Below are 15,507 nucleotides of genomic sequence, written 5' to 3' on the forward strand. Positions count from 1 at the left end.
ATCAACAACATCTTCTATCCCTAAAGGTCTTCGTGAAGTACAAAGCCTGAGTTGGTTGGGGCTGGGCTTATATTTATTTCTTGCTTTGCTGACCTATTCACCCTTAGACCCAGGTTGGTCTCGTCTAAGTAGCGATACCATGGCGGTCTCTAACTCAGCAGGCGTAGCGGGGGCATGGTTAGCTGATTTGTTCTTCAGTTTTTTAGGCAAGGCTGCTTTTTTACTGCCATTATTTTGTGTTCTAGACGTGTTAGCCATTTGGCGACCCGACTTGATGCGCTTTAAGTTTGGTTTTCGTTGGCTGGCAAAATGTCTCTTATTGATTGCAACAGCGGGCTTGTGTTCGTTACACAGTGTCGATGTCGACCCCAATATTATCAATGCTGCAGGCGGTATTATTGGTTTAGAGGTGGGTCAATCTTTATTGGCGAGTTTTGGTTTATTGGGTACGAGTGGGCTATTACTCGCGGTTATCGTGATGAATGGTACCTTAGTGACGGGTTTAGCATGGAATAGGGTTCTTGAGGCATTGGGCTATTTACCGTATGCGGCGGTCTTAAAATTACAAGCCAGCTTCCGCCAGAAGAAAAAAGAATATGTGGCGCACCAGCAACAAGTACGCGATTTACAACAAGCGGCTAAACAACACGAAGAGAAGTTTGAACTCAATATTACCAACCACAAAGTACAAGCACAACTCAGTGAGGCTACAGCCAAAACACGTGTTGAACCTGCCTTAGCTTTAGATACCTTACCCACGCTGACAGAAGAAAAATCGCCATTGCTCGCACCTCACCCTGTGACTGAGACGCCTCAATTAATGGCAGAGCTTAATGAAGTGCTTGCTGATTTTACAGTAAATACCCCTGTGGTTGCGGCTGCTCCTGTAGAAGTGGTAGAGACGTTGCCTGTACCCAAGGTAGAAACGCCTGTATCTGCACCTAGCCAAGATTTAGAATTAGCACAACATGAGCTGGCTGCTGAGTTTGGCGCATTTTTAGGACAGCAAGAAATATCGGAAAAGACTGTTGATAAAACGGCGAATGAATGGATGCCTGAAGTAGATACCTTACCTGTCTTAAAACAACCAGAGCCTGTTGCTCTTCCCATACGTCCGATAGTTCCCGAAGAGCCTGAACACTTTTTAGATGAAGCAGCCGAAAAATGGTTGGACATCCAAGCAACAGCGACACCCGTTAGCACAGTACCAGAAGCTATTAGTCAAATTGATGAGCCAGTGATTGATACTACGCTTGATAACAGCAACAACCCAATAACCCTCACCACCAAAACCGACATCGTAGAAACTGCATTAGAAAATAATGAGACCGATGACCTGCCGTGGGATATTGAGGCTCAAACTCAGTTAACCGAACCACCCGTCATTGCGGTTGCTCACCTGCCAGATGACGACGAAGAGTTAAGTGACTTAGAACAAGACATATTGGCGCATGAAGATGCCTTGCATCCGTCAAACACAGAAACTGAAATTACCGCTATTGTCCCTTCCTTAGTATCTACGTCAGACGTACAGTCGGATATTAAGCTAGAAGAAACGTTGATAGACACTATAGATGTGACTGTGATGACAACTGTGGTATCAGAAGCAGAGGATTTTGAGGATGAATACGAATTGGACGATGTGAGGTCTGATGCTCCTGCACAGCGTGAGGTAGTTGAACCCACGATGATAGTCTCTGCACCACCGATTGCCACGCTACCATTACCTGCGGTGCTGCGTCCCACGCTACCCTCTTTAGAGCTATTAGAGCGACCCGATGCTAACCGTAAAGCAGGTTTTACCCCCGAACAGTTAGAACGTTTGTCGCGCTTGCTCGAAATTAAATTACGTGAGTTTAATATTGATGCCAAAGTGGTTGATGCCTATCCAGGCCCTGTGATTACACGCTTTGAGGTTGACCCTGCACCTGGTGTCAAAGTCTCCAAAATCTCGAATATTGCCAAAGACTTGGCTCGTTCTATGGCCATGATAGCCGTACGTATCGTCGAAGTTATTCCAGGTAAAACGGTGATTGGCATTGAAGTGCCTAACGAAAATCGACAAATGGTACGCTTTCAAGAAATTCTAGCAGCGCCCGTCTATCAAGAGCGCGAATCGCCATTGACGATGGCTCTGGGTAAAGATATCAGTGGTAAAGCCGAAGTCGCCGACCTAGCGCGTATGCCACACTTATTGGTTGCAGGGACAACAGGCTCTGGTAAATCAGTGGGTGTGAATGCCATGATTTTGAGTATTCTATTTAAGGCAACACCTGACGATGTACGGTTAATTTTAATTGACCCTAAAATGTTAGAACTGTCTATTTATGACAAAATCCCACATTTACTCACGCCTGTTGTAACCGATATGAAAGACGCCGCCAACGCCTTACGCTGGTGTGTGGCCGAAATGGAACGTCGTTACAAACTGATGGCTGCTGTAGGTGTACGTAATTTGGCAGGTTTTAATACCAAACTCAAAGAGGCAGAAGCACGCGGCGAAAATATCTTAGACCCCTTGTGGAAAAAAGAAGATTCTGGCTTGCAAGATAGCCCACCGCGTTTAGAAAAAATGCCCTTTATTGTGGTGGTGATTGATGAATTTGCCGATATGATGATGATTGTCGGTAAAAAAGTCGAGGAGCTGATTGCGCGTATTGCTCAAAAAGCGCGTGCGGCGGGTATTCACTTGATTTTAGCCACACAACGCCCTTCGGTAGATGTGATTACAGGCCTCATTAAAGCCAATGTGCCATCGCGTATTGCCTTCCAAGTATCCAGTAAAATTGATTCTCGCACCATTTTAGACCAAGGCGGTGCAGAGCAGCTTTTGGGTAATGGCGATATGTTATTTCAACCTGTGGGTACCAATATTCCATCGCGTATTCATGGTGCATTTGTCAGTGATGACGAAGTACATCGGGTTTGTGACCACTGGCGGAGTTGTGGCGAACCCAATTATATTGAAGAAATTTTGCAAGAATACTCTGATGATGGGACGCCTGCTAAAGGGGTTGCAGGAGGTATGGGTGATGAAGAAGCTGATGCCGAACAAGATGTGTTATATGATGATGCCGTTGCCTTTGTCTTAGAAACCCGTCGAGCCTCTATTTCTTTTGTCCAACGTAAGTTTAAGATTGGTTATAATCGTGCTGCTCGCTTAATAGAGGCAATGGAAATGGCTGGATTGGTCAGCTCTATGCAAAGTAATGGCCAACGAGAAGTCCTAGTCCCTAATAATGACTAATCGTTGCAATAAGATAACAAGCATCACTGAATGCCCACATATCGTCGCGATATAGTGACGAGAACAGGACAAAACCCATGTATTTGTCACGGAAGGGCTGATTAAAATGACCCTGTGCTATTCATAAGGTCTTTGAGAAAACATTATGCGTTATATGGTGCTGTTAGCGGCAGTCCTGAGCCAAGTTGGCCATACAGAGGAACTTGCCACCAAAAATCTAAATCAATTACTTGGCCAAATCGTGACCATGCGTGCTCACTTTGACCAACATACTTTAGATGCCAAAAATAAACCACTGCAACAATTAGCAGGGGAGATGCAAGTCAAGCGGCCAGGCTATTTTCGTTGGGAAACACAACAGCCCTTTAATCAGCTGATTGTTGCCAATGGCCAAACTGTGTGGATATATGACCCCGATTTACAGCAAGCTACCAAACAAAAATTAGATAAACAGGTTGGCAATACGCCCGCTTTATTGTTATCAGGCGATAGTAAAAAAATTGCCGCCTCGTTTAATGTCAGCCAAGAAAAAACAACGAATAAACAACAACGTGTCTTTATCTTACAACCCAAAGATAAAGAGGCTGTCTTTGATACCTTGCGCGTGAGTTTTATAGGCAAACAGCTCAATAGTATGCAGTTAAAAGATGCTTTAGGACAAAGAACCGATATTTTCTTTAGTCAAGTCGCCGTTAATGGCAAAATAAGTGACAGTGTGTTTCAGTTTACCCCCCCCAAAGATGTGGATGTGATTGACGAATAAGCAATTGAATTTGCTACCGTTTACCAACTTTTTTGTATTGTCAGTTTTGAGAAGAATATGTTAGACCCTAAATTATTAAGAAGCCAATTAGATGTTGTTGCTCAACGCTTAGCTTGTCGTCAGGTTGTATTAGATCAAGCCAAATTACACGCCTTCGAAGAACAACGCAAAGCACTACAGACGGAAACAGAAACCCTACAAGCAGAACGTAATGCAGGGGCAAAAAAAATTGGAGTTGCCAAAAAAAATGGGGAAGATGTTGCTCCTATCATGGCACGTATGCAAGAAGTTAATCAGCGATTAGAAACGGTCAAAGTAGAACTGGAACATCTACAACATGATATTAACGTGTTCAGCATGGCGATTCCCAACTTACCGCATGAGTCCGTACCTGAAGGTAAAGGCGAAGAAGATAATGTAGAAGTGCGACGCTGGGGGACGATTCCCCAATTTGATTTTGAGCCTAAAGACCATGCTGATGTAGGAGAGGCCTTAGGGTTATTAGACTTTGCTACCGCCACCAAAATTACAGGTTCACGTTTCTCGGTATTAAAAGGTCAGTTAGCTCGTTTACAACGCGCTTTAACCCAGTTTATGCTGGATGTACATAGCACTGAACATGGCTATCAAGAAGTGTATGTGCCTTATTTAGTCAACAGTGACAGCCTCAAAGGGACAGGTCAATTGCCAAAATTTGAGGAAGATTTATTCAAACTACAAGGCGAAAAAACCTATTACTTAATACCTACCGCAGAAGTTCCTGTTACCAATTTAGTGCGTGATGAAATTATCCCTGCTGAGCAATTACCGCTAAAATATGTCGCACACACCCCTTGTTTTAGAAGCGAAGCAGGGTCTTATGGCAAAGACACACGCGGTCTCATCCGTCAGCATCAATTTGAAAAGGTGGAATTGGTACAGTTAGTCCGTCCAGAAGACTCCTATCACGCCTTAGAAGAACTGACGGCTCATGCTGAAAAGATGCTACAACTGTTGGGGCTACCTTATCGCGTCATGTTATTGTGTGGTGGTGATATGGGCTTTTCTTCGGCAAAAACCTATGATTTAGAAGTATGGTTGCCCGCACAACATAAATACCGCGAAATTTCTTCATGCTCTAACTTTGAAGCCTTTCAAGCGCGTCGTATGCAAGCACGTTATCGAGATAAAGACAACAAGCCCGAACTCCTACATACCCTAAATGGTTCAGGTTTGGCAGTAGGGCGTACCTTAGTCGCTATTTTAGAGAATTATCAACAAGCAGATGGCTCGATACGTATCCCAGAGGTTTTGCAACCGTATATGGCTGGGCTTGAGGTCATTAATAAGGCTTAAGTTTACTGGGAGATATGCGGTCGCACAGCGATTGACTGTGTACGACCGCTTTTTATGGATTCACTTTTTAGAGTTATATGTATGGACTATTTGCCGATTTTTCTAAAAATCAGTCAGCAACCGTGTTTGGTGGTGGGCGGTGGTCAAGTTGCTAAACGAAAAGTGACTCTATTATTGAAAGCGCATGCCAAAGTGACCGTGCTTGCCCCTGAGATTTTAAGTGAACTAAAAACACAAGTATTAGCCGCAGGGGGACAAATTCTGGAGTGTGCATATCACGCACATTATCTTGCGCAACAACGCTTAGTGATAGCCGCCACGGACGATGAGTCACTCAATCAACAGGTATTTAATGACTGTGAGTTAGCCAATATTCCTGTGAATGTCGTAGACGCGCCTGCCTTATGTCGTTTCATTTTTCCCTCGATTATTGACCGCTCACCTGTTGTTATCGCCATTTCTAGCAGTGGTCAATCGCCTGTATTAGCACGCCTATTACGCACCCGTTTAGAAAGCATAATTCCCGCCGCTTATGGACAATTGGCTGCCTTTGTGGGCAAGTTTAGACTGGAAGTGCAACGACAATTACCCGACACGCCAAATCGTCGTGCATTCTGGGAAAAAGAGCTACAAGGCCGTTTTGCCGAGTTAGTTTATAATGGCCGTTATGACGCAGCCGAACAACATTTAGCGCAGGCCTTAGCCACGCATCAGCAACATGCAGGTGAAGTCTATTTAGTAGGTGCAGGGCCAGGCGACCCTGATTTATTGACGTTTAAGGCCTTACGTTTAATGCAACAGGCCGACGTTGTGGTCTATGACCGTTTGGTCTCTCAACCTATCCTAGACTTATGCCGCCGTGACGCAGACATGATTTATGTGGGCAAGGCAAGGGCGAGTCATGCAGTCCCTCAAGAAGACATTAATCAATTGTTAGTACGTTTAGCACAAGAAGGCAAACGAGTCTGTCGTCTTAAAGGCGGAGACCCGTTTATTTTTGGTCGTGGCGGGGAAGAAATAGAAGAATTAGCGGCGGCTGGCATTGCTTTTCAAGTCGTGCCTGGTATTACGGCTGCCAGTGGGTGTTCTGCCTATGCAGGTATTCCACTGACACACCGAGACTACGCGCAATCAGTCCGTTTTGTCACAGGACACCTAAAAGATGGAACACCCAATTTGCCGTGGTCTGAATTAGTGCATGAACGACAAACCTTAGTGCTATATATGGGGCTAGTTGGTTTAGCTGAGATTGCAAACCAATTGATTGCGAATGGTATGCGGCCTGATATGCCTGTTGCTTTAGTCTCGCATGGCACACGTCCCAATCAGCAGATTGTGACAGGTGAAATCGCTACAATCGCAGAAAAAGTACAAGCAAGTGGTATTAAAGCACCCACCTTAACCATTATTGGCGATGTGGTAAAACTACAAGATAAACTGGCTTGGTTTGGTCAAAAATAAGTTAGTTTATCTATTAAACTGGAATATAAAACAGTAATCATCAGTATTGCTGATACATATTATGATTTAATTGCATGAGCTTATCGTCTATTCGTCTCAAGAAAAGCTAAAAATAGCGGCCATTTTTTGTTAAAATAGTCCCGTTAGCTATCATGGCAAGGTATTTCTGGCCTGTTCACCTTCAATCTATCTTCAAAAACAGCAATGAGTAGAATACCTCTCTACTGACGCACTTCTATATTGATATTGCTGATTGCAACGTAAGTTTTAATTAAGAGGAACGTTTATGTCCGCTTTCTTCCAAGAAACTGTATTAAGTGTCCATCATTGGAATGACACCTTATTTAGCTTCACCACCACACGCAACCCCACATTACGCTTTAAGACAGGGCAGTTTGTGATGATTGGCTTGGAAGTCAATGGCCGTCCTTTAATGCGTGCTTATAGCGTGGTCAGTGCACACTATGAAGACCACCTCGAATTTTACAGTATTAAAGTACCCGACGGCCCTTTAACCTCTCGTTTACAACATTTACAAGTAGGTGACACGCTTTTAGTCAGTAAAAAACCGACAGGCTCCTTGATTTTAGATAACCTTAAACCAGGTAAAAATCTTTATTTATTATCGACAGGCACAGGTTTAGCGCCATTTATGAGCGTGGTGCGTGACCCCGAGTTTTATGATGCCTTTGAAAAAATCGTCTTAACTCACGGGGTACGTTGGAAGAGTGAACTGGGGTATTTTGAGCATATCACCGATGAATTACCTGACCACGAGCATTTTGGCGAATTGGTCAAAAATCAACTCATTTATTATCCAACCGTGACACGTGAGGAGTTTGCGACGCAAGGTCGTCTCACGGACTTGTTGGAAAGTGGCAAACTATGTGACGATATTGGCTTACCCCAATTGAACCCCGAAACTGACCGCGTAATGATTTGCGGCAGCCCAAGTATGTTAAAAGATTTAGTGGAAATCTTAGAAAAGCGTGGATTTGTTGAAGGAACTAGCCATGCACCAGGTGACTACGTGATTGAGCGTGCATTCGTCGAAAAATAAACATGGAAACAGCCCGTATAAACGTATACGGGCTTGTTTAGTTGCTTGGTCTTTCATTACCAAGACAGTAATTATAAAAACTCTATCACATGGAATGCAGACAGATAGGTGGTAGCCGTTACCAACCACATATTGAACGTCACACCGCCTTTCTTGGATTCGTTAATCACACCTTGTACCGAACGTCTAGAAATTCCCATTTTACGTGCAATTTCCCATACAGACCAACCACGCTGCTCGAACTGAATAATCTGTTCCTTAAATACTTTACGCGGTTTGGTTGACTCTCGGTTAGAAAGATTCTGTGGAATTACAACAGGCAATATAGGTAAGTTCACACTGGATTCTGAGCGCATGATAAATACTCTTTATGTAGTCATTACCGATAATCATCTTTGCCTTAAAACCATGTTGAGGTAGCCAAGATGAGATGATTTTTTGAGTCTAGGTAGTGAGTCTTAAAGAAAACTTAAATATCTTTTTTGGCAAAATTGAAAGCGCAATATTCAAGCACATTTCATAAGAAATGCGATTCTCTTCACATACCTAATTATCATACGCAGAAAACTTGTGATTGGATGCACAAATAAATTAAAAAATTAAAAAATATTTTTATTTTTCAGAAATAGGTGTATTGAGTGTAAATAACATGATAATCAGAGATGTATATGATGTTAGCCAAATAAGGGCGTAAAGGGGAATTATCAGACGTTGGCACATACAGCCCTGATTTAGTGGCATTACAGACAGAAGTACGGCAACTGAAGAAACAATTAGCTGCAGCCGAAATGGAGCGTGAAATCTTAAAAAAGGCGGCGGCATATTTTGCGAGGGACACCCTGCCAAATACGCGTTCATGAGGAACTATCACAAGACTTACCCTTTGTCGGTGATGGCGCGATTATTGGGTGTCAGTGTCACGGGTTACTTTGATTGGCTGCATCGTAAGCGCTCAAAGCGGCAACTCTTTAGCAGGAATACGCGTCATGTGTTGCATCTTACGCGGCTTTAAGGCTTTGGTTAAACCAGTAGTTGGGTTATTTTGGCTATCCCTTCTCTCATTGCCTGACGAATTACACGACCAATAAAACTAATAGCACGTCTTGCCATTTCTCCCGAACCTCAATCATCAATACGCCTAGCAACGGCCAATACATCAGGGCTTCTTAATTGGTCAATCGGCGTTTTGCCAATAAAAGGAATAATATCTTTTTCTAATAAGCTCACATCACGCTACAAGGTATGATGTTTAACAACAAGTTGTTGATCGGCTATTCATTTACGCGCTCATACCTCAAAACTATTTATATTCTCAGCAATTGCTTTAGCTTCTTTTTTAGCTTTATTAGGGGCTATACCTTATTCTATTTGCTGTCTTGCATCATCACGCTTACGTCTTGCCTCTGCTTAAGATACTTGAGGATATTTGCCATTAAACTTCGTTGCTTTCCCTCAAAACGATAAACATAAGTCCATGACATACGGCCATTTCTAAAAATATGCAGTTATAAGCCATGAGTATCACTATGTTTGCTTGGCTCGCTTTCTTGCTCACTGGGAGATTTTAATTTTTTGATTTTGGCATCAATTAACATTGTTAGTTTGCCATAGTCTGCTTTGGTCTGTCTCGGACAATAAAAAAGCCCAAAGTATTGCTACTATTGGGCTTTGTGGCCTATGGCGATCTACCGTGTTCTTGTGTTTAGTCCCCTCGACAGGAATCGAACCTGTAATTGCCCCTTAGGAGGGGGCCGTTATATCCATTTAACTACGAGGAGAGTAGGTGCTAATTCTAACGCCTGATAAAAACTTTGTAAAAAGAATTACTTAACCTTCATACCTGCCGTTGCACCACTATCAGGAGATAATAAGAATATTTCTTTACCACCTGCACCTGCGGCCAACACCATACCCTCAGAAACACCAAACTTCATTTGACGGGGTGCTAAGTTAGCGACCATCACGGTCAATTTGCCAATTAAATCTTCGGGTTTATATGCTGATTTAATACCTGCAAACACGGTGCGTTGCTCATTACCTAAGTCTAGGGTGAGCTTTAATAACTTAGCTGCTTCAGGAATATGCTCAGCATTGACAATCTTGGCAATCCGCAAATCGACCTTAGCAAAATCATCAATGCTAATGGTGGGTGCAATCGCTTCAATGGTGCTGGCTTTTTCGGTTTTTGGTGCAGCTTTAGCCACAGTAGTAGGCGCGGTTGCAGCTAAGTCTTCTTTTGAGGCTTCAACCATCGCTTGTACTTTGTCTTTTTCGACACGGGTCATTAAGGGGGTAAAGGCATTAATTTTATGACGCAACAACAATTGCTCACGTGCTTGCCATGCTAAAGAGTCAATATTCAAAAATTGCTGACTAGCTGCGGCGGTGACAGGCAAAATAGGCGACAAATAAGTCATTAATTGACGGAATAGGTTTAAGCCTACACTACAAACCGCTTGGACTTGCTCTTTATTAGCAGGGTCTTTGGCTAATGCCCACGGCTTTTTTTCGTCAATATATTGGTTAGCTTTGTCGGCTAAAGCCATTATCTCACGGACGGCTTTGCCAAAGTCGCGGCTGTCATAATGCTCGGCAATGGTTGTGCCTGCATTCACAAATTCAGCCAATAATTCAGGCTCGGCACAGGTTGCTGATAAGAAACCATCAAATTGTTTGTTAATAAAGCCCGCACAACGACTGGCAATGTTAACCACTTTACCCACTAAATCACTGTTTACCTTAAACATAAAGTCTTCAAGGTTAAGGTCAATGTCTTCAACACTAGCCGATAATTTAGAGGCAAAGTAATAACGCAAATATTCAGGATTCAAGTTGTCTAAATAGCTACGCGCTTTGATAAATGTACCGCGTGATTTAGACATTTTTTGGCCATTTACCGTTAAAAAACCATGTGCAAAGATGCCTGTGGGTTTGCGGAAACCCGCACCATCTAACATGGCAGGCCAAAATAGCGCGTGGAAGTAAACAATATCTTTACCAATAAAATGATAAACTTCGGTTTTGCTGTCGGCATCTAATGCCCAATAATCATCAAAGTTTAGGCCGCGTTTTTCACACAAATTCTTAAAACTGGCCATGTAGCCAATCGGTGCGTCTAACCACACATAAAAATACTTATTAGGTGCATCAGGAATTTCAAAGCCAAAATAGGGGGCATCTCTCGAAATATCCCAATCGGCTAAACCACTGTCAAACCATTCACCTAATTTATTAGCCACTTCGGGTTGCAAGCGACCAGAACGCGTCCATTCTTTGAGCATGGCTTCAAAGTCTGGCAATTTAAAGAAGTAATGTTCTGATTCTTTTTCAATAGGTGTTGCACCAGAAATGGTGGAGTAAGGATTTTTTAACTCGGTGGCCGCATAGGTTGCGCCACATTTTTCGCAAGAGTCACCGTATTGGTCTTTCTCGCCACATTTAGGACAGTCCCCTTTAATAAAGCGGTCTGCCAAAAATAATTGTTTTTCGGGGTCAAATAATTGGCGAATAGGGCGCGTGGCGATATGGCCAGCATCACGATTTTTTAGATAAATAAAACGGGACAATTCGCGGTTTTCATCAGCATGCGTGGAGTGATAGTTATCAAAGGCAATATGAAAGCTGGCAAAGTCGGCTTCATGTTCTGCTTTGACGTTGGCAATTTGTTGTTCTGGTGGAATGCCATTTTGCTCTGCTTTGAGCATAATTGCGGTGCCATGCGCATCATCGGCACAGACATATAGGCAATCGTGCCCACGGGATTTTTGAAAACGCACCCAAATATCGGTTTGGATATATTCAACTAAATGGCCTAAATGGATAGAGCCATTGGCGTAGGGCAACGCACTGGTGACTAAGATACGGCGTGTCATATTCGGTTCAATCATCAGATTAAAGAAAGGCGCTACTATAACCGATAATGAAAATGCGTTAGCATTATGCGCCAAAATTTTCTTTGTATTAGCCCCTTTATTAGCCATAATTGGACTTGATGTAGGGGGCTACCGCAGTTTTTAGAGTCATGTTATGTCCATATCCCGTGCGCATGTAGAAGCGGTTTTAGCCAAGATTACAGACCCTTATACCCATCGTGATTACGCTCACTATATTTATCAATTAACGATTGAGCAGGATAATATCGAATTGATGTTAGCCTTGCCTTATCCTTTTGCTAGCATCGGCCAGGCCTTAGAACAGCAAATAGAGCAGGCCTTACGTGTGACAGGTGCAAAATCGGTACGTTGTCGTTTGGCACTGGATGTCCCCAGAGCTAAGCCACAAGCAGGTGTAGAGGGCGTTGCCCCCATTAAAAATGTCATTGTCGTCGCATCAGGTAAAGGTGGTGTCGGTAAATCGACAACGGCTGTTAATTTGGCACTGGCTTTAGCGCAGGAAGGTGCATCAGTTGGGATATTGGATGCCGATATTTATGGCCCTAGCCAGCCAACGATGTTGGGTTTGAGCGGTCAAACGCCAAAAATTCAAGATAATGCCTTTGTGCCTTTACAAGCACACGGCCTACAAGTGATGTCGATTGGCTTTTTAACAGGGGATGACAATACGCCCGTTGTTTGGCGAGGGCCAAAAGCGACTGGCGCACTGATTCAGTTATTTGGTCAAACTGCATGGCATGATTTGGATTATTTAATTGTTGATATGCCACCGGGCACAGGTGATATTCAATTAACCTTGGCACAACGTATTCCTGTGGTGGGTTCAGTCATTGTCACTACGCCACAAGATATTGCTTTATTAGATGCTAAAAAAGGCATTGAGATGTTCCGTAAAGTAAATATCAATGTGTTAGGTGTGGTGGAGAATATGTCTTTACATATTTGCTCTAATTGTGGCCATGCCGATGCAATATTTGGTGCAGGGGGGGGCGAGCGGATTGCGAAGGATTATCAAACGGAGTTGCTCGGGCAATTGCCATTAGATAAATCTATTCGTGAGCAAACAGATAGCGGTAAACCGACAGTACTAGCAGAGCCTAAAGCCAAACTTGCTGCGTTATATACCGAAATTGCCCGTAAAGTTGCTGCAAAATTAGCGATTGAAGACGCGGTACCTCGTAACCGTATTATGACTTTTTTTGGGAAATAAAACTCTTTATGGTTTCGATCCTTCGACAGGCTCAGGGCTGGCCAAGCTCAACCAACAAGCACGCACCTTGAGCGTAGTCGAAAGGTAATTATGAGTGATAAACGGTCGGGGTGAGGGCAAAAGTCAAATGCCCATATTCCTAAATTTTTTTGGAAAATAAAGATGAGTATTAAAGCAGATAAGTGGATTCGTCGTATGGCCGAACAATACGACATGATTAGTCCGTTTGAGGCTAATCAGGTGCGTAGTGTCAATGGTGAAAAAATCATTTCTTATGGCGTATCGAGTTACGGTTATGATGTGCGTTGTGCGCGTGAATTTAAGGTCTTTACCAATGTCTATTCAGCCACCGTTGACCCCAAAAACTTTGACGAAAAAAGTTTTGTGGATATTGTTGATGATGTTTGTATTATTCCGCCAAACTCTTTTGCTTTAGCACGTACGGTGGAATATTTCAAAATCCCACGCAATGTATTAACGGTTTGTTTGGGAAAGTCAACCTATGCGCGTTGTGGCATTATTGTCAACGTAACGCCTTTAGAGCCAGAGTGGGAAGGTCATGTGACCTTAGAGTTTTCTAATACCACGAATTTACCTGCCAAAATTTACGCTAATGAAGGCGTGGCACAAATGCTCTTTTTTGAGTCTGATGAAGTTTGTGAAACATCGTATAAAGACCGTGGTGGTAAATATCAGGGACAACAAGGTGTGACACTGCCTAAAGCCTAACCACCGATAATCCCTAACTAAAAGCGATGACATAAATCATCGCTTTTTTTATGGGGTTTTATATTATTTTTATATATAAAAGTGTTTTTTTAATCTTATAAGTTCTAAATGTTTTACGTTCTAATTATGACAAGTCAACAGGATTTTTGAGTCAGTCTTAAGTTTATGCTGTCTTAGACGTAGGTTTTTTGCTTAAAAAATGTGTGATTTGTCAGTAAATGTTAATGATTTCATGAAACTGTCATATTTAAGTCACGGTTTTGTCATCTAAGTTTCAAATACTTACGTCCAAGTTAATTCACGCCACCGACGTTGTACCCAAGTGGCTTTTTTAGTGTCAACTGATTCTCTAGCAATTTATGTATGTCAGTTGAATGATAAGTTTTTAATCGTAAATAAAGGTCTGAGGAGACTCATCCCATGAAACGTAATCTCATTGCTTTAGCCGTATTATCTGCAACAGTTGCGCCATTAACCGCACAAGCTAACCCCAAAGTATATGGTCAAATCAATTTATCTGCTGAGGCCTATGAACAAGATAGAGATGGTTCTGTGAATGACCAAGAATTTACCCGTATGCAAAGCAATGCCTCTCGCTTTGGTGTAAAAGGTGAAGCAGAATTAACAGGTACATTAAGTGCTGTTTATGGTATTGAATGGGAAGTGACAGCAGATGGTGATGATATTAGTCGTTTATCTGCGAGCACAACCACTGCCGTTGATACAAACGGTGATGGTAAAGCAGACAGTACCGATGGTAAAGCCACATCAACATCAACCATTTCCAACGGTAATCGCTTAGATTTAACGCAACGTAATCGTTTTATCGGTATCAAGCATCAAGACTTTGGTACAATCAAAATGGGTAAATATGATACCTATTTAAAGTTGGCTCAAGGCAAAGTGGATTTGTTTAATGATTTTGCGGCGGATATGCAGTTTACTATTGCTGGTGAAAATCGTATCAACAATGTGATTGGTTATGAATCGCCAAAAATCATGAATACTCAGTTCAATATCATGGCTCAGACTCAAGATACGGCAAGTAAAGCGACAAATGGTAATTCGCTATCAATTGTGCATCATAATGAAGAATCAGGTCTATATTTAGCGTTAGCAGCAGATATGGGTATTAACGGCAGCTCTGCCGTATTTAGTAGTCGTGAAAACGATACGATGCGTCTAGTTGGCTCTTATAAAATAGCTGATTTAACTTTAAATGCGTTATATAGCACTAGCAGTGCGGTTGTTGAAACAAAGCGTGCAGATGGAAAAATGTATGATGATGCAGAAACTGCATATTTGTTGGGTGCTGCATATAAGTTAAATGATATTGTTTTCAAGGCACAGTACAGTGCTGCCGAAGCAGATGATACAGACGGTTTAGCGGCTACGGCTAATGTTGAAAAGACACAAGCCACTATTGGTGCTGACTATAACTTCAGTTCTAAAACTCGCGCTTTTGTATGGTATACCATGCAAGAAGAAACTAAAAAAGTGGCAATAAATAACATTGAAACCAACATTTTAGCGATTGGTATGGAAACTAAGTTTTAATTTAGAGACACCAAAGATTAAAGGCTAAGGAAAGCCTCCATAAGGACATGTTTTTAAGTAACCCGCGCACAGCGGGTTTTTTATTTTATTGAGACAAAACCGATGTCCTGTTAGAATCCGCGTCATTCTTCAAGGCTTGGTATTTTATGGTCGTGTGTGTGCATAAAAAGCAGAAGTTTTGCATCGTGTCAAAACAAATTTTCTGTCATTTGCCGCTTGCATTCACACAAAATGACCGTTTAACGCCCAGTC

General features: G+C 42.5%; 11 protein-coding genes and 1 tRNA gene. 8 read left to right on the plus strand and 4 right to left on the minus strand.

Going from position 1 to position 15,507, the window contains the following annotated elements; genetic code table 11:
* The first annotated feature begins 16 nt into the window (after positions 1 to 16).
* The 5 genes from C8N29_RS12600 to C8N29_RS12620 all read left to right on the plus strand — a co-directional run bounded on the left by C8N29_RS12600 (position 17) and on the right by C8N29_RS12620 (position 7,866).
* Positions 17 to 3,247, plus strand: coding sequence for a DNA translocase FtsK (locus tag C8N29_RS12600; RefSeq protein ID WP_420836669.1), 3,231 nt, complete (start codon positions 17 to 19; stop codon positions 3,245 to 3,247).
* 145 nt (positions 3,248 to 3,392) lie between these two features.
* Complete coding sequence (lolA, locus tag C8N29_RS12605; protein WP_107866420.1) at positions 3,393 to 4,010, plus strand: outer membrane lipoprotein periplasmic chaperone LolA; 618 nt, start codon at positions 3,393 to 3,395, stop codon at positions 4,008 to 4,010.
* Between the two features lie 57 nt (positions 4,011 to 4,067).
* Positions 4,068 to 5,345: a serine--tRNA ligase gene (gene serS, locus C8N29_RS12610; RefSeq protein ID WP_107866421.1), complete on the plus strand. Its 1,278-nt coding sequence runs from the start codon at positions 4,068 to 4,070 to the stop codon at positions 5,343 to 5,345.
* Positions 5,346 to 5,426: 81 nt separating this feature from the next.
* Positions 5,427 to 6,806 carry a siroheme synthase CysG gene (cysG, locus tag C8N29_RS12615; protein WP_107866422.1) on the plus strand — a complete coding sequence of 460 codons (1,380 nt, stop codon included), beginning with the start codon at positions 5,427 to 5,429 and terminating at the stop codon, positions 6,804 to 6,806.
* Positions 6,807 to 7,092: 286 nt separating this feature from the next.
* A complete protein-coding gene (locus tag C8N29_RS12620; protein ID WP_107866423.1) occupies positions 7,093 to 7,866 on the plus strand; it encodes a ferredoxin--NADP reductase in 774 nt (257 codons plus the stop codon).
* Between the two features lie 71 nt (positions 7,867 to 7,937).
* On the opposite strand, the gene C8N29_RS12625 is transcribed toward C8N29_RS12620, so the two are convergent.
* The 4 genes from C8N29_RS12625 to metG all read right to left on the minus strand — a co-directional run bounded on the left by C8N29_RS12625 (position 7,938) and on the right by metG (position 11,738).
* Positions 7,938 to 8,222 (minus strand): helix-turn-helix domain-containing protein, encoded by a 285-nt coding sequence (locus tag C8N29_RS12625; protein ID WP_107866424.1) that lies wholly within the window; start codon positions 8,220 to 8,222, stop codon positions 7,938 to 7,940.
* Positions 8,223 to 8,988: 766 nt separating this feature from the next.
* On the minus strand, positions 8,989 to 9,093 hold the full coding sequence (locus C8N29_RS17430) for a phage integrase central domain-containing protein (protein WP_420836667.1): 105 nt from the start codon (positions 9,091 to 9,093) through the stop codon (positions 8,989 to 8,991).
* Positions 9,094 to 9,572: 479 nt separating this feature from the next.
* Positions 9,573 to 9,644: transfer RNA gene (locus C8N29_RS12630), tRNA-Arg, on the minus strand.
* A gap of 45 nt (positions 9,645 to 9,689) precedes the next feature.
* Complete coding sequence (gene metG / locus C8N29_RS12635) at positions 9,690 to 11,738, minus strand: methionine--tRNA ligase (RefSeq protein ID WP_107866445.1); 2,049 nt, start codon at positions 11,736 to 11,738, stop codon at positions 9,690 to 9,692.
* Between the two features lie 154 nt (positions 11,739 to 11,892).
* On the opposite strand from metG, the gene apbC reads away from it, so the two are divergent.
* The 3 genes from apbC (at position 11,893) to C8N29_RS12650 (ending at position 15,255) form a co-directional block, all read left to right on the plus strand.
* Positions 11,893 to 12,969 (plus strand): iron-sulfur cluster carrier protein ApbC, encoded by a 1,077-nt coding sequence (apbC, locus tag C8N29_RS12640; protein ID WP_107866425.1) that lies wholly within the window; start codon positions 11,893 to 11,895, stop codon positions 12,967 to 12,969.
* Between the two features lie 162 nt (positions 12,970 to 13,131).
* Positions 13,132 to 13,698: a dCTP deaminase gene (dcd, locus tag C8N29_RS12645; RefSeq protein WP_107866426.1), complete on the plus strand. Its 567-nt coding sequence runs from the start codon at positions 13,132 to 13,134 to the stop codon at positions 13,696 to 13,698.
* A 420-nt stretch (positions 13,699 to 14,118) separates the two neighbouring features.
* Positions 14,119 to 15,255 (plus strand): porin, encoded by a 1,137-nt coding sequence (locus C8N29_RS12650; RefSeq protein ID WP_107866427.1) that lies wholly within the window; start codon positions 14,119 to 14,121, stop codon positions 15,253 to 15,255.
* The last annotated feature ends 252 nt before the right edge of the window (positions 15,256 to 15,507 follow it).

Origin of the sequence: Agitococcus lubricus (assembly GCF_003051055.1) — a bacterium.
In the GTDB taxonomy this organism is placed as follows: domain Bacteria; phylum Pseudomonadota; class Gammaproteobacteria; order Pseudomonadales; family Moraxellaceae; genus Agitococcus; species Agitococcus lubricus.

Excerpts from the sequence above, each read along its gene's own strand:
- lolA (WP_107866420.1), top strand. The coding sequence starts at position 3,393 with ATGCGTTATATGGTGCTGTTAGCGGCAGTCCTGAGCCAAGTTGGCCAT.
- serS (WP_107866421.1), top strand. The coding sequence starts at position 4,068 with ATGTTAGACCCTAAATTATTAAGAAGCCAATTAGATGTTGTTGCTCAA.
- cysG (WP_107866422.1), top strand. The coding sequence starts at position 5,427 with ATGGACTATTTGCCGATTTTTCTAAAAATCAGTCAGCAACCGTGTTTG.
- C8N29_RS12620 (WP_107866423.1), top strand. The coding sequence starts at position 7,093 with ATGTCCGCTTTCTTCCAAGAAACTGTATTAAGTGTCCATCATTGGAAT.
- C8N29_RS12625 (WP_107866424.1), bottom strand. The coding sequence starts at position 8,222 with ATGCGCTCAGAATCCAGTGTGAACTTACCTATATTGCCTGTTGTAATT.
- metG (WP_107866445.1), bottom strand. The coding sequence starts at position 11,738 with ATGACACGCCGTATCTTAGTCACCAGTGCGTTGCCCTACGCCAATGGC.
- apbC (WP_107866425.1), top strand. The coding sequence starts at position 11,893 with ATGTCCATATCCCGTGCGCATGTAGAAGCGGTTTTAGCCAAGATTACA.
- dcd (WP_107866426.1), top strand. The coding sequence starts at position 13,132 with ATGAGTATTAAAGCAGATAAGTGGATTCGTCGTATGGCCGAACAATAC.
- C8N29_RS12650 (WP_107866427.1), top strand. The coding sequence starts at position 14,119 with ATGAAACGTAATCTCATTGCTTTAGCCGTATTATCTGCAACAGTTGCG.